At 67.0% G+C, this 18,679-nt stretch carries 19 protein-coding genes; 5 read left to right on the top strand and 14 right to left on the bottom strand.

The features are described from left to right. Window positions 1–87: 87 nt before the first annotated feature. The 9 genes from QP457_RS04870 to QP457_RS04830 all read right to left on the bottom strand — a co-directional run bounded on the left by QP457_RS04870 (window position 88) and on the right by QP457_RS04830 (window position 8,019). Window positions 88–1,452, bottom strand: a complete 1,365-nt coding sequence (locus QP457_RS04870) for an aminodeoxychorismate synthase component I (protein WP_205405090.1) — start codon at window positions 1,450–1,452, stop codon at window positions 88–90. Window positions 1,453–1,545: 93 nt separating this feature from the next. Beyond that, window positions 1,546–2,808, bottom strand: coding sequence for a beta-ketoacyl-ACP synthase II (fabF, locus tag QP457_RS04865; RefSeq protein ID WP_205405091.1), 1,263 nt, complete (start codon window positions 2,806–2,808; stop codon window positions 1,546–1,548). Between the two features lie 145 nt (window positions 2,809–2,953). Further along, entirely contained in the window at window positions 2,954–3,193 is a 240-nt protein-coding gene (acpP, locus tag QP457_RS04860) for an acyl carrier protein (protein WP_025874077.1), read from the bottom strand. A gap of 152 nt (window positions 3,194–3,345) precedes the next feature. Next, entirely contained in the window at window positions 3,346–4,089 is a 744-nt protein-coding gene (gene fabG, locus QP457_RS04855; protein WP_180163749.1) for a 3-oxoacyl-ACP reductase FabG, read from the bottom strand. A gap of 82 nt (window positions 4,090–4,171) precedes the next feature. Then, window positions 4,172–5,116, bottom strand: a complete 945-nt coding sequence (gene fabD, locus QP457_RS04850) for an ACP S-malonyltransferase (RefSeq protein WP_205405092.1) — start codon at window positions 5,114–5,116, stop codon at window positions 4,172–4,174. Between the two features lie 166 nt (window positions 5,117–5,282). Beyond that, window positions 5,283–6,065 carry a serine/threonine protein phosphatase gene (locus QP457_RS04845; RefSeq protein ID WP_180163747.1) on the bottom strand — a complete coding sequence of 261 codons (783 nt, stop codon included), beginning with the start codon at window positions 6,063–6,065 and terminating at the stop codon, window positions 5,283–5,285. Window positions 6,066–6,138: 73 nt separating this feature from the next. Then, complete coding sequence (locus QP457_RS04840) at window positions 6,139–7,116, bottom strand: beta-ketoacyl-ACP synthase III (protein WP_100463418.1); 978 nt, start codon at window positions 7,114–7,116, stop codon at window positions 6,139–6,141. 91 nt (window positions 7,117–7,207) lie between these two features. After that, window positions 7,208–7,402 (bottom strand): 50S ribosomal protein L32, encoded by a 195-nt coding sequence (gene rpmF / locus QP457_RS04835; protein ID WP_025879386.1) that lies wholly within the window; start codon window positions 7,400–7,402, stop codon window positions 7,208–7,210. 107 nt (window positions 7,403–7,509) lie between these two features. After that, window positions 7,510–8,019, bottom strand: a complete 510-nt coding sequence (locus QP457_RS04830; protein ID WP_088101178.1) for a YceD family protein — start codon at window positions 8,017–8,019, stop codon at window positions 7,510–7,512. A gap of 114 nt (window positions 8,020–8,133) precedes the next feature. Here QP457_RS04830 and QP457_RS04825 point away from each other — a divergent pair, with 114 nt between their 5' ends. Further along, a complete protein-coding gene (locus QP457_RS04825; RefSeq protein WP_180163746.1) occupies window positions 8,134–8,706 on the top strand; it encodes a Maf family nucleotide pyrophosphatase in 573 nt (190 codons plus the stop codon). Between the two features lie 28 nt (window positions 8,707–8,734). Here QP457_RS04825 and QP457_RS04820 read toward each other — a convergent pair whose 3' ends face one another. Beyond that, on the bottom strand, window positions 8,735–10,576 hold the full coding sequence (locus tag QP457_RS04820; protein WP_205405093.1) for a glycosyltransferase family 39 protein: 1,842 nt from the start codon (window positions 10,574–10,576) through the stop codon (window positions 8,735–8,737). Window positions 10,577–10,620: 44 nt separating this feature from the next. Here QP457_RS04820 and QP457_RS04815 point away from each other — a divergent pair, with 44 nt between their 5' ends. The 4 genes from QP457_RS04815 to QP457_RS04800 are packed head-to-tail and all read left to right on the top strand — an operon-like array spanning window position 10,621 to window position 14,987. Then, complete coding sequence (locus QP457_RS04815) at window positions 10,621–11,574, top strand: MoxR family ATPase (protein WP_100551694.1); 954 nt, start codon at window positions 10,621–10,623, stop codon at window positions 11,572–11,574. Between the two features lie 2 nt (window positions 11,575–11,576). Continuing rightward, window positions 11,577–12,521 carry a DUF58 domain-containing protein gene (locus tag QP457_RS04810; RefSeq protein ID WP_205405094.1) on the top strand — a complete coding sequence of 315 codons (945 nt, stop codon included), beginning with the start codon at window positions 11,577–11,579 and terminating at the stop codon, window positions 12,519–12,521. Beyond that, window positions 12,514–14,463, top strand: a complete 1,950-nt coding sequence (locus QP457_RS04805; protein ID WP_205405095.1) for a DUF3488 and transglutaminase-like domain-containing protein — start codon at window positions 12,514–12,516, stop codon at window positions 14,461–14,463. The genes QP457_RS04810 and QP457_RS04805 overlap by 8 nt, the downstream gene beginning before the upstream one ends. Next, window positions 14,460–14,987, top strand: coding sequence for a Slp family lipoprotein (locus QP457_RS04800; protein WP_100551691.1), 528 nt, complete (start codon window positions 14,460–14,462; stop codon window positions 14,985–14,987). Before QP457_RS04805 ends, QP457_RS04800 begins: the two co-directional genes overlap by 4 nt. A gap of 123 nt (window positions 14,988–15,110) precedes the next feature. On the opposite strand, the gene QP457_RS04795 is transcribed toward QP457_RS04800, so the two are convergent. The 4 genes from QP457_RS04795 to dnaX form a co-directional block, all read right to left on the bottom strand. Beyond that, window positions 15,111–15,470, bottom strand: a complete 360-nt coding sequence (locus QP457_RS04795; protein ID WP_205405096.1) for a histidine triad nucleotide-binding protein — start codon at window positions 15,468–15,470, stop codon at window positions 15,111–15,113. Between the two features lie 65 nt (window positions 15,471–15,535). Beyond that, a complete protein-coding gene (recR, locus tag QP457_RS04790) occupies window positions 15,536–16,135 on the bottom strand; it encodes a recombination mediator RecR (protein ID WP_089239142.1) in 600 nt (199 codons plus the stop codon). Window positions 16,136–16,246: 111 nt separating this feature from the next. Further along, window positions 16,247–16,567, bottom strand: coding sequence for a YbaB/EbfC family nucleoid-associated protein (locus QP457_RS04785; RefSeq protein ID WP_025879376.1), 321 nt, complete (start codon window positions 16,565–16,567; stop codon window positions 16,247–16,249). Window positions 16,568–16,573: 6 nt separating this feature from the next. Next, window positions 16,574–18,649, bottom strand: coding sequence for a DNA polymerase III subunit gamma/tau (gene dnaX, locus QP457_RS04780; RefSeq protein WP_205405097.1), 2,076 nt, complete (start codon window positions 18,647–18,649; stop codon window positions 16,574–16,576). Window positions 18,650–18,679: the final 30 nt, after the last annotated feature.

The following is an 18,679-nucleotide window of genomic DNA, read 5'->3' as shown; positions in this document are numbered from 1 at the left end:
ATGACCGGAGCCACGCGTCCGTGCCGACCAACGGTCGGCACCCACCAGGACCGGTAGCGCCGGGCCATGCCCGGCGGCGGCAATCGATCACCCCTGCTGCCCCAGCGCCCGCAGCAGCCCGCGCGCCTTGGCCCGGGTTTCGTCCAGTTCCTTGTCCGGGTCCGAGTCGACCACGATGCCGGCACCGGTACGGAAGCTGACCTCGTTGCCATCCACTTCGGCGGTACGGATCAGGATGTTCAGGTCCAGGTCGCCATCGCGGTTCAGCCAGCCGAACGCACCGGTGTACGCGCCACGCGGCACCTGCTCCAGCTCGCTGATGATCTGCATGCAGCGCACCTTCGGGCAGCCGGTGATGGTGCCGCCGGGGAAGGTGGCGGCGATCACTTCGCCCGGGGTCACGTCCGCGCGCAGGTGGCCGCTGACGTTGCTGACGATGTGGTGCACGTGGGCGTAGCTTTCCACGGTCATCAGCTCGTCCACAACGACCGTGCCAGGCAGGCAGATGCGGCCCAGGTCGTTGCGCTCCAGGTCGATCAGCATCACGTGCTCGGCGCGCTCCTTGGGATGGCCGACCAGCTCCTGGATGCGCGCGGCATCGTCGTCGCCCTCGAAGCGCGGGCGGGTACCGGCGATCGGGCGGGTCTGCGCGTGGCCGCCATGCACCGATACCAGCCGCTCCGGCGACGAACTGACCACATGCCGGCCGTGCGCACTGAACAGGCCGGCAAACGGCGCCGGATTGGCGCGCCGCAGCTGCGCGTACAGCGCCTGCGGACTGACCGGTGCTGCGAAATGCGCGCTCCAGCGCCGCGACAGGTTCACCTGGAACACATCGCCGGCACGCAGGTACTCGATCACCCGGCGCACGCCATCGGTGAAGCGCTGCGGCTCGTCTTCGCTGACCGACTGCGGCGGCTGCCAGCCCTGCCCGGCCTGCGGCAGTTCGCCGGCCAGCAAGGCGACCAGCGTGTCCAGCAGCGCCTGCTCGCCCGCCTCGGCAATAAGGAAGCTGGTGTCGGCCTGGTGATCATGCAGCACGGCGGCCGGGCAACGCAGGGCCAGTGCGGTCGGGTGACCGTCATCGCGCGCGCGCGCCGGCAGCACCGGCTCAACCTGGCTGGCCACTTCGTAATCCAGCATCAGCGCCCAGCCACCACGGAACGGCAGCGCGTGGCCGCCGTCGTACGGCAGCCGCTGCGCGTGCCATGCGCGGTCCAGCGCCTGCAGGAAACTGCCGGGCTGCAGCGCACCGTGCTGGTCGCGCACCTGGCCATCGGCGTCCAGCTGCAGGGTGTCGCCCTGCGCGGCCAGCAGCAGGCTCCAGCGGCCCTGCGCGGTACCCGAGGCGGTGGACTCCATCAGCAGCGGGAAACGCGCCGGGTCGCGCTGCTGCAGGGCCAGCAGGTCGATCGGGTGCGGCAGCGGGTGGATCAGCGGGGCGTGGGTCATGGCGGCCAGTTCTGGGAGACGGATACACGGAAGCCGCCTTGCGGCGGCCTCGTGGTTGGCGGAGTCGAGCCTGGCTCGACGCTGCCGGTGCGATCAGACGCGCTTGAAGATCAGCGTGCCGTTGGTGCCGCCGAAGCCGAAGCCATTGGACATCACCACGTCGACCTTGGCCTGGCGTGCTTCGTTGGGCACGTAGTCCAGGTCGCAGCCTTCGCCCGGCTGCTGCAGGTTGATGGTCGGCGGAATCAGGTTGTCGCGCATTGCCAGCACCGAGAAGATCGCTTCCACGCCGCCGGCAGCGCCGAGCAGGTGGCCGGTCATCGACTTGGTGGAGCTGACCATCATCTTGTAGGCGTGGTCGCCGAAGGCGGTCTTCATCGCCATGGTCTCACCGAGGTCGCCCAGCGGGGTCGAGGTGCCATGTGCGTTGAGGTAGCCGACCTGTTCCGGGGTGACACCCGCGTCCTTCAGGGCCATGGTCATGCAGCGCGCAGCGCCCTCGCCGTTCTCGCTCGGCGCGGTCATGTGGTACGCGTCGGAGCTGGCGCCGAAACCGGCCAGCTCGCAGTAGATCTTCGCGCCACGTGCCTTGGCGTGCTCGTACTCTTCCAGGATCAGGATGCCGGCGCCGTCGCCCAGCACGAAGCCGTCACGGTCCTTGTCCCACGGGCGCGAGGCCTGTTCCGGGGCGTCGTTGCGGGTGCTCATCGCCTTCATCGCGCAGAAGCCGCCCAGCGCCGTCGGCGAGGAACCGCGTTCGGCACCGCCGGCCACCATCACGTCCGCATCGCCGTACTGGATCATGCGCATGGCGGTGCCGATGGAATGGTTGGAGGTGGCGCACGCCGAGACCGCCGAGAACGACGGGCCCTTCAGGCCGCTGATGATGCTCAGCTGGCCCGGCAGCATGTTGATGATGGTCTTGGGCACGTAGAAGGGAGAGATCTTCTTCCCTTCGTGGAACTCGATGGTCTGCTCTTCGATACCGAGCAGGCCGCCGATGCCGGCGCCAACGATGGCGCCAATGCGGTCGGCGTTGGCATCGGTGATCTCCAGGCCCGAATCATGCAGGGCCATGAAGGCGGCACCGAGGCCGTAATGGATGAACGGGTCCATCTTCTTGGCATCCTTGCCGCTGACCCGGTACTTGCCGAACAGTTCGTTGTCGGCGGTGATGTCAAAGCCTTTGACCTCACCTGCGATCTTGGTGGTGAACCGTTCCAGGTAGGCATCAGAAACGTTGGTCAGCGGACCGATGCCCGAACGACCGTGGGTGATGCCTTCCCAGCTGCTGGCCAGATCATTGCCCAACGGCGAGACCATACCCAGGCCGGTTACGACGACGCGACGCTTCATTGCTGATTCTCCTGACCCGAACGTTCTTTGCGGGTAACGCGGTTTACTTCGGTGTGGTACGCAAACACACGGGGCCGCAAACAGCGGCCCCATGGGGTGTCGTGCGCGGCGAGCTCAACGCCCGCGCGCGCACTGACGTCCTGCATCAGGCCTTGACGTGGGCCGTGATGTAGGTGATCGCAGCCTGCACGGTGCTGATCTTCTCGGCTTCTTCGTCCGGGATCTCGCACTCGAATTCTTCTTCCAGCGCCATCACCAGCTCGACGGTGTCCAGCGAGTCAGCGCCCAGGTCATCGACGAACGATGCGCTGTTGGTGACTTCTTCTTCCTTGACGCCAAGCTGTTCGATGACGATTTTCTTGACGCGTTCTTCGATGGTGCTCATGGGATATCGCTCCAGATGGAGTAGTGGTTCAAAAGTGGTCGCCATCAAAGGCGATGGCCGTGGGATAGTGTAGTGGAAACCGGCGTGACCTTGCATTGCAGCAAAAATCCTCGCAGATCAACCACTTGCGGCGCGATCCCTGCGCCCCTTGCTTACGGCATGTACATGCCGCCGTTCACATGGAGAGTTTCGCCGGTGATGTAGCCGGCAGCCGGGCTGGCCAGGAAGGCCACCGCATGGGCGATGTCCTCCGGCGAACCCAGGCGTTCGAGGGCGATGTCGCCGATCAGCGCGGCACGCGCTTCTTCCGGCAGCGCCTTGGTCATGTCGGTGTCGATGAAGCCCGGCGCGACCACGTTGACGGTGACGCCGCGCGAGCCGATTTCCTTGGCCAGCGACTTGGAGAAACCAATGATGCCGGCCTTGGCGGCGGCATAGTTGGCCTGGCCGGCGTTGCCGGTCACGCCCACCACCGAGGCGATGTTGATGATGCGGCCCTTGCGCGCCTTCATCATGCCGCGCATGACGGCCTTGCTGGTGCGGAACACGCTGGTCAGGTTGGTGTCGATGATCGACGCCCAATCGTCTTCCTTCATGCGCATCAGCAGGTTGTCACGGGTGATGCCGGCGTTGTTGACCAGGATCGAGATCGGGCCGAATTCCTTGGCGATACCGTCAAGCACGGCGTCGAGCGCGGCAGCGTCGGTGACATTCAGCGCACGGCCGTGACCGCCGTGGGCGGCCAGGCGCTCGCCGATCGCGGCGGCGCCGGAATCGGTGGTGGCGGTACCGATGACGGTGGCGCCCTGGGCGGCCAGCAGATCGGCGATGGCGGCACCAATGCCACGGCTGGCACCGGTGACCAGTGCGATTTCACCCTGCAGGGGCTTGCTCATGATGTTTTCCTCAGGCTGGGGCGGCCGCCGCACCCGTGCCGCTTGCAGCGGCCACCGGCACGGTCGGCAGGAACAGGGGCAATCAGGCCGACCACGTCTCGCGGGCGGTTTCGAAGTCGCCCGGGGTGGCCAGGGAACGGCCGTCGATGGCCTTGTCGATGCGCTTGACCAGGCCGGTCAGCACCTTGCCAGGGCCGCACTCGGCGATCTGGGTGACGCCACGCGCGGCCAGGGCCTGCACGCAGCCGGTCCACTGCACGGGCTGGTACAGCTGCTGCACCAGCGCGGTGCGGATCGCGCCCAAGCCGTCGTGCACCTTGGCGTCGACGTTCTGCACCACCGGCAGCTGCGGCAGCTGCCAGGACAGGCCGGCCATCACTTCGGCCAGACGGTTGGCGGCTTCGCGCATCAGCGGGGTGTGCGAGGGCACGCTGACGGCCAGCTTGACCGCCTTGCGCACGCCCTTCTCGGCCAGCAGCGCCAGCGCACGGTCGACCGCGGCAGCGTCGCCGCCGATCACGATCTGGCCCGGCGAGTTGAAGTTGGCCGGAACGACCACCTGGCTGCCGGCGGCTTCCGCGCAGACGTCCAGCACCAGCTGGTCTTCGGCGCCGAGCACGGCGGCCATCGCGCCAACACCGGCCGGCGCGGCGTCCTGCATCAGCTGGCCGCGCAGGCGCACCAGGTGCGCACCGTCGTGCAGGCTGAGGGCGCCAGCGGCGACCAGGGCGGTGTACTCGCCCAGGCTGTGGCCAGCCAGAACCGACGGACGCGGACCACCCACGGCGTTCCAGGCGCGCCACACGCCGATGCTGGCGGCCAGCAGGGCCGGCTGGGTGTATTCGGTACGGTTGAGCATTTCCTCCGGGCCACCCTGGGACAACGCCCATAGGTCGACGCCGGCACCATCGGATGCCTCGGTGAAGGCCTCACGCACCTGCGGGTGCAGTTCGGCCAGCTCGGCCAGCATGCCCACAGACTGCGAGCCCTGACCGGGGAAGACAAAAGCGAGGGTGGATAGGGTCACGCGGTCATCCGCTTGTTGCAATCGAAGCGGGCCATGATAAGGGGGAACATGCCGTGTCGTCTGTACGTGCGCGTATGCACGGCGTATGGAGGCGGCCTGCCGGATCGGGCAGCGGGTGATGCCGGCCAGCGACCGGCACTACCCGATGCTGCGGGCTGCCCCGCTGTCAGCAGAGCAGCTGCAGGATGTCCAGCTCGCCGTCGGCAAACCAGTCCATGCACAGGCCGACCACCATCAGCAGGCCCAGCGTGGTGGCGCCGTGGGTGATGAAAATGGAGTGGGCCAGCGCGCGCGCCGAGCGCCCCAGCTTCATGCACACCCGTGCCAGGCGCTGCAGGCGGCCACTGACGGCGTGTACGTGCGCACGCACCGGTGCCTGCACCCCGTTCATCGCCTCGGCCATCATCGCCTGCAGGCATTCGGGGCGGTCGGCGTAGTACTTGGCAACGCCGTAGCCGAACATCAGCCAGTCACGCGCCTGTGCCTCGGCCAGGTCCATGACTTCCAGCGGATCTTCTTCGAAGTCGATGAAACCGACGTTCTGGCCATCCCAGGTGAGGTTGCGCGGCAGCGGCTGGCCAAAATAGGCGCCACGCGCGTGCGCTTCGGCAATGGCCTGCATCGCTGCAGCCACGAGGCGATCGCGGCCGGCATCGTCGGCCTCGCGCAGGCAGGTATTGAACGAGCTGCCGTTGTCGCCGATCACCAGCGCGGCATGGCCGCTGCCGATCACCGCGGGAACATTCACCCCCTGCGCCTGCAGTTCGGCCAGCCGGCGGGCCTCGGTTTCGCGCGCGGCGTCGCCACCGCGGTGCGGCGGCGGGCGCAGGGCATCGAGATGGAACCGGCGGGCAATAAAATTGAGCAGGCCCAGGGCCACTGCTCGGCTTCCTTCGCCGTACTGCTTCAGCCAGGCGCGTTGCCCTTCGATGACGATGGGCTCAACCATGACAGTCTCCTTTAACGCATTACGGCCCCAGAGGGGCCGTAACGACGGTTTCACGTTGTCGTAACTGGCACTATCAATAGCGCAGCAGTGCCGAACCCCACGTGAAGCCACCACCGAATGCTTCCAGCAGCAGCAGCTGGCCGCGCTCGACCCTGCCGGAACGCACAGCCGCATCCAGCGCCAGCGGCACCGAGGCGGACGAGGTATTGCCGTGCTTGTCGACAGTGACCACGACCTGGTCCATCGACATGTCCAGCCGCTTGGCGGTGGCCTCGATGATGCGCAGGTTGGCCTGGTGCGGGATCAGCCAGTCCAGGTCGGACTTGGTCAGACCGTTGGCATCCAGGGTTTCGTCCACGACCGAGTCCAGCGCCTTGACGGCGTACTTGAACACGTCGTTGCCCTTCATGTTGATGGTGCCGCCACCGTTGTTGCCTTCACCGAAACCGACCGAGACGCCGACCGGGTTCCACAGCAGCTCTTTCTTGCTGCCATCCGAATGCAGGTGGGTGCTGAGGATGCCGGTTTCTTCGTCGGCCTTGAGCACGACGGCGCCCGCGCCATCACCGAACAGCACGCAGGTGGTGCGGTCTTCCCAGTCGACGATGCGGGTCAGGGTTTCCGCGCCGATCACCAGCACATGGCGGGCATCACCGGAACGGATGAATTTGTCAGCCACGCTGAGCGCGAACACGAAGCCCGAACAGGCCGCGTTGACGTCGAAAGCGGGGCAGCCGCTCACACCGAGCTTGGCCTGGATCAGGCACGCGGTGGAGGGGAAGATCAGATCAGGAGTGGTCGTGCCGACCACGATCATGTCGAGCTGCGAGGCGTCGATACCGGCCGCTTCGATCGCACGCAGCGCGGCCTGGTAGCCGAGATCGCTGGTGGTTTCGCCTTCGGCAGCGATGTGCCGTTCACGGATACCGGTGCGCGTCTGGATCCACTCGTCCGAGGTCTCGACCATTTTTTCCAGGTCGGCGTTGGTCAGGACTTTTTCCGGCAAATAGCTACCGGTGCCCGCGATCCTCGAGTAGATCCGCTTGCTCATCATGTTTCCTGTTGCACGAGCCGCCGTTCACCGGCGTGCCCGGGAAAGAAGGCGAAGGCCGCTGCCCATAGGGCAGCGACCTTCCGGCACATCAGTCTTCCTGGACAGCCGAAGACTTGGTCTGGATGACCTTCTTGCCGCGGTAGAAACCGTCAGCAGTGATGTGGTGACGCAGATGCACTTCGCCGGTGGTCGGGTCGGTCGACAGCTGCTTGGCGCTCAGGGCGTCATGCGAACGACGCTGGCCACGACGGGACGGGGTAACACGGGATTTCTGGACAGCCATGGGATTGCTCCAAACTCGGTTCGTTTTGCTTCGTCGTTTCGTCGCACAGGACGCCAGCGTCCAGCACACTTTTCGCTTTCGCCGCAGCCGCCGACGACAACCGGCTGCTATTGTTTCTTCAATGCCGCCAACGCCGCAAACGGGTTGGCCTTTTCAATTTCTTCTTCGGTCGGTGCCCAGTCCTTGTCGACTGCCTCACCGTACGGCGACAGGGGTACCACCGGCACCGCCAGCACCAGCTCGTCCTCGACCAGGTCCAACGGGCGCAGCTGGCCATCTTCCGGCACCAGCAACGGCTCGTATTCCTCCGGCAAGGACGATTCCTCGTCTTCGTCGCGGATCAGGCCAAGCCTCTGGGTCATCTTCACCGGCAGCAGGAAACGCTGCATGCTGCGCTGACAGGTCAGCGGCAACGCGGTATCGATGCTGAGTTCCACATAGGATACCCGCAAGATCTCGTCGCGACCGAATTCGAGCGAGTAATTACACTCGCCTTCGGTATCTGCGACAAGCCCCTGCAGGCGAGTCAATTCAGCCAGGGAGACCTGACCGTCGAAGCGCCTTCGCGCTACGACCATCCGCCAGGCATCCAGCGTTTCGGGTACGTTCGCGGACATAAGCCGCCGAATATTAAGGATCGGCAGGTCCCGTGTCAAATGACTGCCATGAAAGGCTTGCTGTGGCTGGCTGTGCCGGGCCAGACTGCCGCGCCCCGCCCCCGGAATTCCCGCATGCCTGCCCTGGTCCTGGCCTCCACCTCCCGCTATCGCCGCGACCTGCTGGAACGGCTGGGGTTGCCCTTCGACTGCGCACGCCCGCAGGTGGATGAGACCCCGCACGCCAACGAGGCCCCGCTGGCGCTGGCGGCACGCCTGGCCAGCGCCAAGGCGGCCGACGTGGCCGCCCGCCATCCCGGCAGCTGGGTGATCGGCTCGGACCAGGTGGCGGACCTGAACGGTCAGCCGCTGGGCAAGCCGGGTACGGTCGAGGCGGCCTGCGCACAGCTGGCGGCAATGTCCGGGCAGACGGTGCGCTTCCACACTGCGATCAGTCTCACCCGTGACGGAGAATCCTTCACGGCAATGGATCTGACCCAGGTGCGCTTCCGCACGCTGCAGGCGCCGGAGATCGCCCGCTACGTGGCCATCGAACAACCGCTGGACTGCGCCGGCAGCTTCAAGTGCGAAGGCCTGGGCATCAGCCTGTTCGACGCCATCGACAATCGCGACCCTACGGCGCTGATCGGGCTGCCGCTGATCGCACTGTGCGGATTGCTGCGCAGGGCCGGATTCTCGGTGCCGTAACCCGGCCCGCTACACGAGGCACGATGCCTCAGCGCTTTTCCACGACGAACGGCTGTTCCTGCCACGGCTCCACGCTGCCATCGCGACCATGCAGGCGCAGGCCCAGCCAGTGTTTTCCCGGTGACAACGTACCCGTATCGAGCGTTGCATCGAAACCGACAGCCGGATGCTGCGGGTCGGTGCTGTCTGGCCAGGCATGTCGGATATCGAACACCCGCCCATAGCTGGCGTCGCCGATCGAACGACCATCCACCAGCACTTCAACCCGCGACAGGCCGACACCTTCCTTGAACGCCCAGCCCTTGATCGCCAGCGTGCCGCTCACCACGTCGCCGTTGGAAGGGGTGTCCAGCCAGGCCAGTGCGGGGGCTACACATGGGCCCTGCGCGCGCTGCACCGGCAGGCGGAACAGCAGGAAGCGCTGGAATCCATGATCGTTGCTGACCACGCGCGGCGGCGGCAGCGGCCCGACCTGTTCGCAGAGGGCGTGATAGCGGGTGAGCAGATCGCGGAAACGCTGATCGCTGGGCGACAGCACCAGCAGCATCGGCACGTCGCGCTCGCCCTCATGCACCTGGTTCCATTGCGCCAGCTGCGCGGTACGGCCGTGCTTGTCGTTGAGCGGATGCGGCAGCACTTCGATGTCACCGCGGCCCAGCTGGAAGCCCAGTTCGGCGCCCACCTTGAAGTTGCCGGCCAGTACGCGGCTGCCTTCAGGCATCTGCTGCAGTTCTTCGCGGACCGCAGCAGCCAGCGGCTGCCAGCCGGCGAAGTTGCGCGGGTAGTACTTGTCGCCGGCCAACTGCTCGCGCAGCGATGACGAGGACGCCATCAGGTAATAGCCGAAGGCCAGTACCATGCCCAGCCCGGCCAGCCACCAGCCGGTACGCCGCAACCAGCGCGGCCAGCCGTTGAGGATCACCGGCACCGCCACCAGCAGGGCCAGGTAGCCCGGCAACGGCCAATGGAAGCTGATGCGCTCGACGTCGGTGAAGAAGCCCAGTGCGAAGATGCCCAATGTCGACACACCGCCGACCAGACCGAAATAACGCCACTGCACGCGCGCACCGCCGCCACTGCGGGTACCGGCCAGCGCCACCTTCCACATCGCGATGCACAGGATGGGCGTGACCAGCATCGGCTGGATCACCAGGAACCACAGTCCGCGCCACTCGAACGCCCACGGATGACGCTCGACCACCTGGAACTTCAGGCCGGCATCGTGATTGTCGGCATTCCAGGCCAGCAGTGGCAGCCATGCCAGTACGCCAACGGCCAGGGCCACCCAGACGCGCGGATCGGCCAGCATGCGCCGGCCCTGCGGCAGCGCCAGCAGGGCAACGAAGCCGACGCCGATCACACCGATGAAGCGATAGTGGCTGAGCGCGCCGATCAGCAGGCCCAGCGCCAGTTTCACTGCCGAGGACGCGTCTACGTTGCGCAGCAGGCGTGCGCCGGCATCCAGGCAAAGCACTGCCGCCAGTGCCATCGGCACATCGGGTACAGCCAGCAGACCCAGCGTGGCCGACAACGGCATCAGCAGCGTCAAGCTGCCGGCCTGCCAACCCGCAACGTTGCCGAACCAGCGCGCCGCAATGCGCGATACCAGCAGCGGCAGCAGTGCACCGATGGCCAGGAACGGCAGGCGCAGCGCAAGCACGTGCTGGCCGCCAAGCTCCACACCCAACCGGGTCAACCAGGCCGTCAGCCCCGGCAGATCCGAATAGGCCGCAGCCAGATGCTGGCCTTCCTGCCAGTAGAACGCCTCATCGACGAACAACGGCAGGCGTGCGGCCACGACCAGCTTGGCCGCTGTGACGAGCGTCCATAACCAGAGAAAAATCGTACGTGCGCGTTGTTCGCCCTGCATTGCTCTATGGATAGAATCGACCGGTTACCGAACTTGAGACGACCATGACAGCTTCGTCCCCCATGCCCAGCATGCTAACCGATCAACTGCGTCAGTCCCTGCGCAACGCGCAGGACCAGGTCAATGCACTGGTGCTGGGCAAGGTGCAGGAGGTTCGACTGGCCTTTGTGGCCCTGCTCTCTGGCGGCCATCTGCTGATCGAAGACCTGCCCGGTCTCGGCAAGACCACATTGGCCCATGCCCTGGCCAGCAGCCTGGGGCTGAGCTTCCAGCGCGTACAGTTCACCTCCGACCTGCTGCCGGCCGACGTACTCGGCGTATCGGTCTACGACGCCGGCAGCCGCCAGTTCCAGTTCCATCCCGGGCCGGTCTTCACCCACGTGCTGCTGGCCGACGAAATCAACCGGGCGCCGCCGCGCACGCAGAGCGCACTGCTGGAAGCGATGGCCGAGCAGCAGGTCACCCTCGACGGCCAAACCCATGCCCTGCCCGATCCATTCTTCGTGATCGCCACGCAGAACCCGGTGGATCTGTCAGGCACGTTCCCGCTGCCCGATTCGCAACTGGACCGTTTCCTGCTGCGGCTGGCGATGGGCTACCCCAGCGCGCAGGCGGAACGTGAGCTGCTGCGTGGCAGCGATCGTCGCGACCTGATCGCCCGCGCGCTGCCCCAGCTGGACGACACCCAGGTACGTGCACTGCGCGAAGCCGTCGGCCAGGTGCATGTCAGCGACGCGCTGGTGGACTACGTGCAGGCCCTGCTGACCCGCAGCCGCCAGCATGCCGGCGTACGCGTGGGATTGTCGCCGCGCGCCGGCCTGGCTCTGCTGCGCGCGGCCAAGGCACATGCGCTGCTGCTCGGCCGTGGCCACGTGGTACCCGAAGACGTGCAGACGCTGTTCGTAGCGGTGGCTGGCCATCGCCTGGTGGGTGAAGCCGAGTCGAGCTCGGGGCCGGCGCTGGCTCGCGCGATCCTGCAGACCGTCGCGGTCGATTGAAGATGGCATCGCATGCCCGGCGACTGTTGCAGCTGGCACGCCCACGCACGCCGGAGTCGTTGCCGCAACGGCTGGACCGACGGCGCATCTACGTGCTGCCGACCCGCTTCGGCCTGTTTGTGGCCTGCCTGCTGGTCGCGATGCTGCTGGGCGCGCTGAACTACAACAACAACCCTGCGCTGTTACTGGCGCTGCTGCTGGCCGCGGCAGCGATCGCCAGCGCCATCGCCGCGCACCTGCAGTTGTCCGGTGTGCAGATCGACGCGATCTCCGCCGAACCGCTGCCAGCCGGGCAACCATTGCGCATGCGCGTGGACCTGTCGCTGCGCGACCCGCGAGCGCGCCATGGCCTGCACCTGCAGCTGGGCGACAGCGAGGCGTGGCTCGACCTGCCCGCACACGGCCGCGGTGAAGCCGAGCTGGAAGTGCCCAGCGAACGCCGTGGTTGGCTGGAACTGCCGCGTATCCGCCTGTCCACCACACAACCGCTTGGCCTGGTCAGGGCGTGGTCATGGGTGTGGCCGGAAGAACCCCTGCTGGTCTACCCGCTGGCCGAAGCGAAGGCGCCGCCGTTGCCACAGCAGGGCAGCGATCCACTGCACACCCGCGCCCACGCCAACGGCGAGGAACTGCATCAGCTGCGCCCGTATCGCGCTGGAGATCCACCGCGCAGCATTGCCTGGAAACACTCCGCGCGCCGCGACACGCTGCTGGTACGCGAACACGAGAAGCCGATAGGCATCGAAGTGGTGCTGGACTGGCGCGCGCTGGCACCGTTGGGCCAGGAGGCCCGCATCGCGCGGCTGGCACGCTGGGTGGACAGCGCCGAGCGCGAAGGCCGCCGCTACACGCTGCTGCTGCCGATGCACCCACCGATCGGCCCCGGCCAGGGAGCCAGCCACCACCATCTGTGCCTGCGCGCGCTGGCGTTGCTTCCCCATGACTGAGCCTGCCCTGCTGCTGGACCGCAACTCCCGCACGTGGACGCTGGCCAGCGCCGCACTGGCCCTGTTGCCGCTGCTGCTGCAGCTGCCCACCACGCTGGCCGCGTTGATCGCCGTGGCAGCACTGGTCACTGCAGCACTGTCGCAGCGCGGCATGCTGCCGATGCCGGTGCGCGTACTGCTGGTGCTGGGCATGCTGGCCGCCATCGTCTGGCAGATGGGGGCGGTGCGCCCCGGCCGGGATACCGGTTGTGCACTGCTGGCGGCGATGCTGGCGATCAAGTCCAGCGAGCTGCGCACCCTGCGCGATGCACGCAGCCTGCTCGGCTTTGCCCTGTTTTCACCGTTCGCTGCCTTCCTGCTCGACCAGGGGCCGCTGACCACCGTGCTCGCCGTGCTGGCCGGCATCAGCACCCTGATTGCGCTGCAGCGACTGGTACAGGGTGAAGGCCGCAGTACGCCACCCCCGCTGTCCGCGCAGCTTCGCGGCGTCGGTCGGCTGCTGCTGATCGGCCTGCCGCTGGCGCTGGCCTGCTTCTGGCTGTTCCCACGATTGGCCACGCCGCTGTGGGGCATTCCCGATCGCGCCGTCGGCACACCCGGCCTGTCGGACACGATGGAGCCGGACAAGTGGCTGGATCTGATGGCCGATGACACCCCGGCCCTGCGGGCGCAGTTCTTCGGCGCGGTTCCGGAACCGGCACAGCGCTACTGGCGCGGGCCGGTACTGACGCAGTTCGATGGGCATGTCTGGAAACGCGACCGCCGTACCGAGCGTTTGCTCCCTGCAGTGGTCGAGCACGGCACGGACGGCTGGGATTACCAGATCGACTACGAGCCCACCGACCGTCGCCAGCTGGTCGCCCTGGATCTCCCGACCGCCGCACCGGAAGGCAGCCGGCTTGATGCAGCCCTGAGCCTGAGCAGCGACCGCACCTTGTCCGCGTTGAGCCGGTGGCGCCTGCACTCGGCCCCGCCGCTGCGTTTTGATGCCAACTTGTCGTCGTATCAGCGCCGCGCTGCGCTGCAGTTGCCGGAAGGCTTCAACCCCCGCACGGCAACCCTGGCCCGACAGTGGCGGCAGGACGCAGGAAACGATGACGCCGCCGTGGTCCGTCGTGCCCTCGCGTGGATAACCGAGGACTTCTCGTACACGCTGGAGACACCCGCCGCCGGCCGCGATCCCGTCGATGCATTCCTGTTCGACTACAAGGCGGGCTACTGCCAGCATTTCAGCTCTGCCTTCGTGGTGCTGATGCGCAATGCAGGCATTCCGGCGCGGGTGGTCACCGGGTTCGCTGGCGGCACGCGCAACCGGATCGGCGACTACTGGGTACTGCGGCGGATGGACGCCCACGCCTGGGCCGAGGTGTGGCTGCCGCAACGCGGCTGGGTGCGCATCGACCCGACAGCGGCAGTAGCACCCGAGCGCATCCTGGACACGCTCGACGACCGTCTGCAGGCCGGGGCCGATACCGGCCTGCAGCAGCGCTGGCTGCAGTTGGGCCAGGTCCGCGACTGGATGCGCAGAGGCTGGAACGAACTGGTCCTGTCCTTCGACGCGCGCCGCCAGCAGCAACTGCTGCAACCGTTCGGGCTGGACGATCTGCAGCCGGGACAGCTGCTGGCCGGCTTCGTGATGGCCGCGTTGCTGGCGCTGGCGTGGATGGCGTGGCTGCTGGCCCGTGGCGAACGCGAGCGCGACCCGCTGCTACGCGCCTGGCACCGGCTGGGGCAGCGCTATGCGCGGCTTGGGCTGGGCCGCGAACCGCACGAACCCGCCCTGCACTGGGCGCGACGGGTCAACGCGCAACGACCCGACCCGGGCCTCATCACACTCAGCCAGCGTTTCGCTGATGCACGCTACGCTGGCACTTGTACCGAGCTCGCCCCATTATTGCGGGACCTGCGCAGGCATCGCCCGACTTCCGGAGCCTCCCCATGAATACCAAGTTCCTCCTCACCGCCGTGGCCGCCCTGGCCCTGTCGGCCTGCGCCACGGCCCCCAAGCCGCTGCAGGGACAATTCAGCCTGGTTTCCCCGCGCGACTCGGTTGCCACCCAGCAGGTCGGCACGCCGGTGCGCTGGGGTGGCCGGATCATCGAAACCAAGCCCGCTCAGGGCGAGACCTGTTTCCAGATCATCTCGCGCCCGCTCAACGGTAGCGGCCGCCCGAACACGACCTCCTCCGATGCCAGTGACGGCCGCTTCATTGCCTGCCGTGCCGGCTTCTACGATCCGGCCGTGTTCGAAGCCGGCCGCGACGTGACCTTCATCGGCAAGATCGATGGCTACGCCAACACCCGTATCGGTGATTACGACTACCGACTGCCGAAGCTGGCGGCCGACGTGATCTACCTGTGGCCGGAGCAGCGCCAGGTCGATGTGGTGCCCTACCCCTACGGACCGTGGGGCCCGGGCCCATACGGCCCGTACTGGGGCGGTTACCGCGGCTGGGGCTGGTGGTAGTCCAGGCCCGGTACGCATGAAGCAGAAGGCCGCCCATGGGGCGGCCTTTTTTCATCCACGCATGGCGTGGATCTACTGCTGTTGGTGCGCGCTGTAGATCCACGCCATGCGTGGATGACCGCGTCAGTGCCCCGGCGTGCCGAAATGACCCAGCGCTGCGCCAGCCAGCAGATGCATGTGGATATGGAACACGGTCTGCCCGGCATCTTCGCGGCAGTTCATCACGATGCGGTAGCCGTCCTGCGCGAAGCCTTCCTGCCGCGCGTACTCGGCGGCGGCCAGGGCCAGCTTGCCGATCAGGTGCGCCTGCGATGGCTGCAGGTCATCCAGGGTCGGAATGATCTCGTTCTTCGGAATGAACAGCACGTGCACCGGCGCCTGTGGTGCGATGTCCTTGAAGGCCAGCACGTCCTCGTCTTCATAGACGATGGTGGCCGGGATCTCGCGACGGATGATCTTGCTGAAGAGGGTTTCGCTGCTCATGGTCGGCCTCGGCGGGGTGTCACCGCATTGTAGGCCGGTAACGCCGGGGCATGCCCGGCATCGACTCAATCGCGCACTTCGCTGCGGGTACCGAACGCGTGCGACAGCGTGCCACGATCGACGTACTCCAGCTCACCGCCGAGAGGCAAGCCCTGGGCCAGTCGACTCGGCCGCACCTGGCGGGCGCGCGCCAGCTGAGCGAGGTAGTGCGCGGTGGCTTCGCCTTCGACGGTGGCGCTGGTGGCAATGATCAGTTCCTGCACTTCCGCTTCGGCCAGACGCTGTTCCAGCTGCTCCAGACCCAGCTCGCGCGGACCGATGCCATCCAGCGGCGACAGGCGCCCTTGCAGCACGAAGTAGACGCCGCGATAGCCGGTGGCGTTCTCGATCGCCAAGCGGTCAGCCGGTGATTCCACCACGCACAACTGGCTGCGCTCGCGGCTGCCATTGGCGCAGGTCGGGCACAGCTCGGTTTCACTGAAGTCGCGGCACTGCGCACAATGACCGATGCGTTCGACCGCCTCTGCCAGTGTCCCGGCAAGGCGTTTGCCACCTTCGCGCTCGCGCTCGAGCAGGTGGTAGGCCATGCGCTGGGCCGTCTTCTGGCCTACGCCAGGCAACACCCGCAGTGCATCGATCAGTTGTTCAAGCAGCGGTGCGGACACGGCGGTGTGTTCTGTAGAGCCGAGCGTGCTCGACTGGAAATTGCGGGCAGTCGAGCACGCTCGACGCTACACAGTGCGTGGCACCCGGCAGTGCGGATGCCACGCGGCACATCAGAACGGCATCTTCATGCCCGGCGGCAGCTGCATGCCGGCGGTGGCCGAACCCATCTTCGACTTCGACTCGGCGTCGATCTTGTTGGACGCATCGTTGAAGGCGGCGGCGATCAGGTCTTCCAGCATTTCCGGATCGCTGGCCAGCGACGGATCGATGCGCACCTTGCGGCACTCCTTGGCACCGGTCAGGGTGACGCTGACCATGCCGCCACCGGCGCTCCCGGTCACTTCGATCTTGGCGATTTCTTCCTGGGCCTTCTGCAGGTTTTCCTGCATCTTCTGGGCCTGCTGCATCAGTTGGGCGATATTGCCGCGCATGTCGTCTTACTCGTCAAAAGAACGGATGGAATCGGAAACAACCCGGGCGCCGTGCTGCTGGATCAGCAGCTGGACTTCCGGATCGTCCATGAAAATGGCCTCGGCAGCCTGCTGCCGCTCGCCACGCTGGCGGTCGGCGCGCTGGTGCAGGGTCTCGGCCGGGACCTGCTCGGTTTCCACGGTTTCGACCACGATCTTCAGCGCGTGGCCAAGGGACTTTTCCAGCACCTCGCCCAGCGCTGCCAGCGCGCGCTCGGAGCGCAGATATTCAAATCCGGGCGAAAGGCCCAGTTTCAAGACCCCCTGCTGGCAACTGATGAAGGCCGCATTGGCTGCAAGCTGTCGCGATGGACCGCTCAGGCCGCTGTTGGCAACCAGGTCGAGCCAGTCCTCGGCGCAGGCCAGTTCGCTGACGCTGCCCGCCGCAGCGCGGTCGGAAGCGACAGCCGCGACGGCCGGGGCGATCGCGATGCCCTCCGCACGGAACGGGCGCTCCGGCACCGCGACAGCCTCTGCAACCGGCTGCGGCGCCGGCGCTGGCGGCTCGTGCCACGGGGCGACCATGGCCGCGTCGGGCGTCGCCATTTCAGCGGCCAGCGCCTCATCGCGGGCGGTGTCCTCGTCGGTCGCCCACGGCGGCAGGTCGTCTGCCTCGGCGGGTGCATTGGGCATGGCTGCCTCGGGAGCCAACTGCGTCTTCATCGGCGGCGGCGACCCGGGTTCCTCGACCGGAACCGGTTCAGGTTCAGGCGTCGGATCCGGTTCCGGGGTCGGCTTGGGTTCCGGCTCGGGTTCGCGCTGTGGTGCCGGGGTCGGCGCCTGCGCGATGGCCTCTGCCAGCACCGGTGCCGGGGCCTGGGTGACGGCTGCGGCTTCAGGCGCCGCAGCAGCCGCTGGGGCAGCGCCTTCGTGGCTGCCAGCAACACCGCCCCCGGTCTGGCCCGTGCCGGTCGGTGCGCCGCCACCGGAGGATTCCGGAGTGCGCGGTACCGACGGCACCGCAGCCGCAGGGCGGAACGCCAGCATGCGCAGCACGGCCATTTCAAAGCCGGCACGCGGGCTGGGCGCCAATGGCAGATCACGACGACCGTTCAAGGCCATCTGATACCAGAGCTGGACCACTTCCGGGCGCAGGCGCTCGGCGAACACGCTGGCATCCAGTCCTTCGGCAGCGGCGGACGCGCCCGGCACCAGTTGCTGCACCTGGATGCGGTGCAGGCCCTCGGCCAGCGCATCAAGCACGCCGCTCCAGTCCGGCGAGAACTCGGCCAGCGCCGCTACCACCTGCAGCAGGCGCGGGCCATCGCCCTCGGCCAGGGCATCGAGCATGGCCGCCACCTGGGTACGGTCGACCGTGCCCAGCATGGTGCGCACCACGTCCTCGCGCAGCGCACCGCCGGCGTAGGCAATGGCCTGGTCGAGCAGCGACAGGCCATCACGCAGGCTGCCGTCGGCGGCCTTGGCCAGCTGCACGATGGCGGTCGGGTCCGACTCGATCTCCTCGGCGGCGAGGATGCGGGTCATCTGCCCCTGGATCTGATCTTCGTCCAGGCGCTTGAGGTTGAACTGCAGGCAGCGGCTGAGCACGGTGACCGGCAGCTTCTGCGGGTCGGTGGTGGCCAGCAGGAACTTCACATGTTCCGGCGGCTCTTCCAGCGTCTTCAGCAGCGCATTGAACGCGGCTTTGGACAGCATGTGCACTTCGTCGATCAGGTACACCTTGTACTTGCCACGCGAGGGCATGTACTGCGCGTTCTCGATCACCTCGCGCACATCGTCCACGCCTGTATTGGACGCGGCATCGATTTCCAGCAGGTCGATGTAACGACCGGCGTCGATGTCCAGGCAGGCCGCACACTGGCCGCAGGGATCGGCACTGGTGCCCTGCTCGCAGTTCAGCGACTTGGCGAAGATGCGCGCGATCGTGGTCTTGCCCACGCCGCGGGTACCGGTAAACAGGAACGCATGGTGGACCCGGCCGCTGTCCAGCGCATTGCTGAGCGCACGGACCACGTGTTCCTGGCCCACCAGCTCGGCAAAACGCTTCGGACGCCACTTGCGGGCAAGGACGAGATAGGACATCAGGCCACCGTCTTCCATCGGATGTTCCAT

This window comes from Stenotrophomonas sp. As-7, assembly GCF_030291015.1.
Taxonomy (GTDB): domain Bacteria; phylum Pseudomonadota; class Gammaproteobacteria; order Xanthomonadales; family Xanthomonadaceae; genus Stenotrophomonas; species Stenotrophomonas lactitubi.
Note: the sequence above shows the minus strand (reverse complement) of the source record. Positions and strands in the feature narration are given on the sequence as shown.

What these genes read in the sequence shown, in the direction of transcription:
- QP457_RS04870 (WP_205405090.1), bottom strand. Translation starts at nt 1,452, where the DNA reads ATGACCCACGCCCCGCTGATCCACCCGCTGCCGCACCCGATCGACCTG.
- fabF (WP_205405091.1), bottom strand. Translation starts at nt 2,808, where the DNA reads ATGAAGCGTCGCGTCGTCGTAACCGGCCTGGGTATGGTCTCGCCGTTG.
- acpP (WP_025874077.1), bottom strand. Translation starts at nt 3,193, where the DNA reads ATGAGCACCATCGAAGAACGCGTCAAGAAAATCGTCATCGAACAGCTT.
- fabG (WP_180163749.1), bottom strand. Translation starts at nt 4,089, where the DNA reads ATGAGCAAGCCCCTGCAGGGTGAAATCGCACTGGTCACCGGTGCCAGC.
- QP457_RS04845 (WP_180163747.1), bottom strand. Translation starts at nt 6,065, where the DNA reads ATGGTTGAGCCCATCGTCATCGAAGGGCAACGCGCCTGGCTGAAGCAG.
- QP457_RS04840 (WP_100463418.1), bottom strand. Translation starts at nt 7,116, where the DNA reads ATGAGCAAGCGGATCTACTCGAGGATCGCGGGCACCGGTAGCTATTTG.
- rpmF (WP_025879386.1), bottom strand. Translation starts at nt 7,402, where the DNA reads ATGGCTGTCCAGAAATCCCGTGTTACCCCGTCCCGTCGTGGCCAGCGT.
- QP457_RS04830 (WP_088101178.1), bottom strand. Translation starts at nt 8,019, where the DNA reads ATGTCCGCGAACGTACCCGAAACGCTGGATGCCTGGCGGATGGTCGTA.
- QP457_RS04825 (WP_180163746.1), top strand. Translation starts at nt 8,134, where the DNA reads ATGCCTGCCCTGGTCCTGGCCTCCACCTCCCGCTATCGCCGCGACCTG.
- QP457_RS04820 (WP_205405093.1), bottom strand. Translation starts at nt 10,576, where the DNA reads ATGCAGGGCGAACAACGCGCACGTACGATTTTTCTCTGGTTATGGACG.
- QP457_RS04815 (WP_100551694.1), top strand. Translation starts at nt 10,621, where the DNA reads ATGACAGCTTCGTCCCCCATGCCCAGCATGCTAACCGATCAACTGCGT.
- QP457_RS04810 (WP_205405094.1), top strand. Translation starts at nt 11,577, where the DNA reads ATGGCATCGCATGCCCGGCGACTGTTGCAGCTGGCACGCCCACGCACG.
- QP457_RS04805 (WP_205405095.1), top strand. Translation starts at nt 12,514, where the DNA reads ATGACTGAGCCTGCCCTGCTGCTGGACCGCAACTCCCGCACGTGGACG.
- QP457_RS04800 (WP_100551691.1), top strand. Translation starts at nt 14,460, where the DNA reads ATGAATACCAAGTTCCTCCTCACCGCCGTGGCCGCCCTGGCCCTGTCG.
- QP457_RS04795 (WP_205405096.1), bottom strand. Translation starts at nt 15,470, where the DNA reads ATGAGCAGCGAAACCCTCTTCAGCAAGATCATCCGTCGCGAGATCCCG.
- QP457_RS04785 (WP_025879376.1), bottom strand. Translation starts at nt 16,567, where the DNA reads ATGCGCGGCAATATCGCCCAACTGATGCAGCAGGCCCAGAAGATGCAG.
- dnaX (WP_205405097.1), bottom strand. Translation starts at nt 18,649, where the DNA reads ATGTCCTATCTCGTCCTTGCCCGCAAGTGGCGTCCGAAGCGTTTTGCC.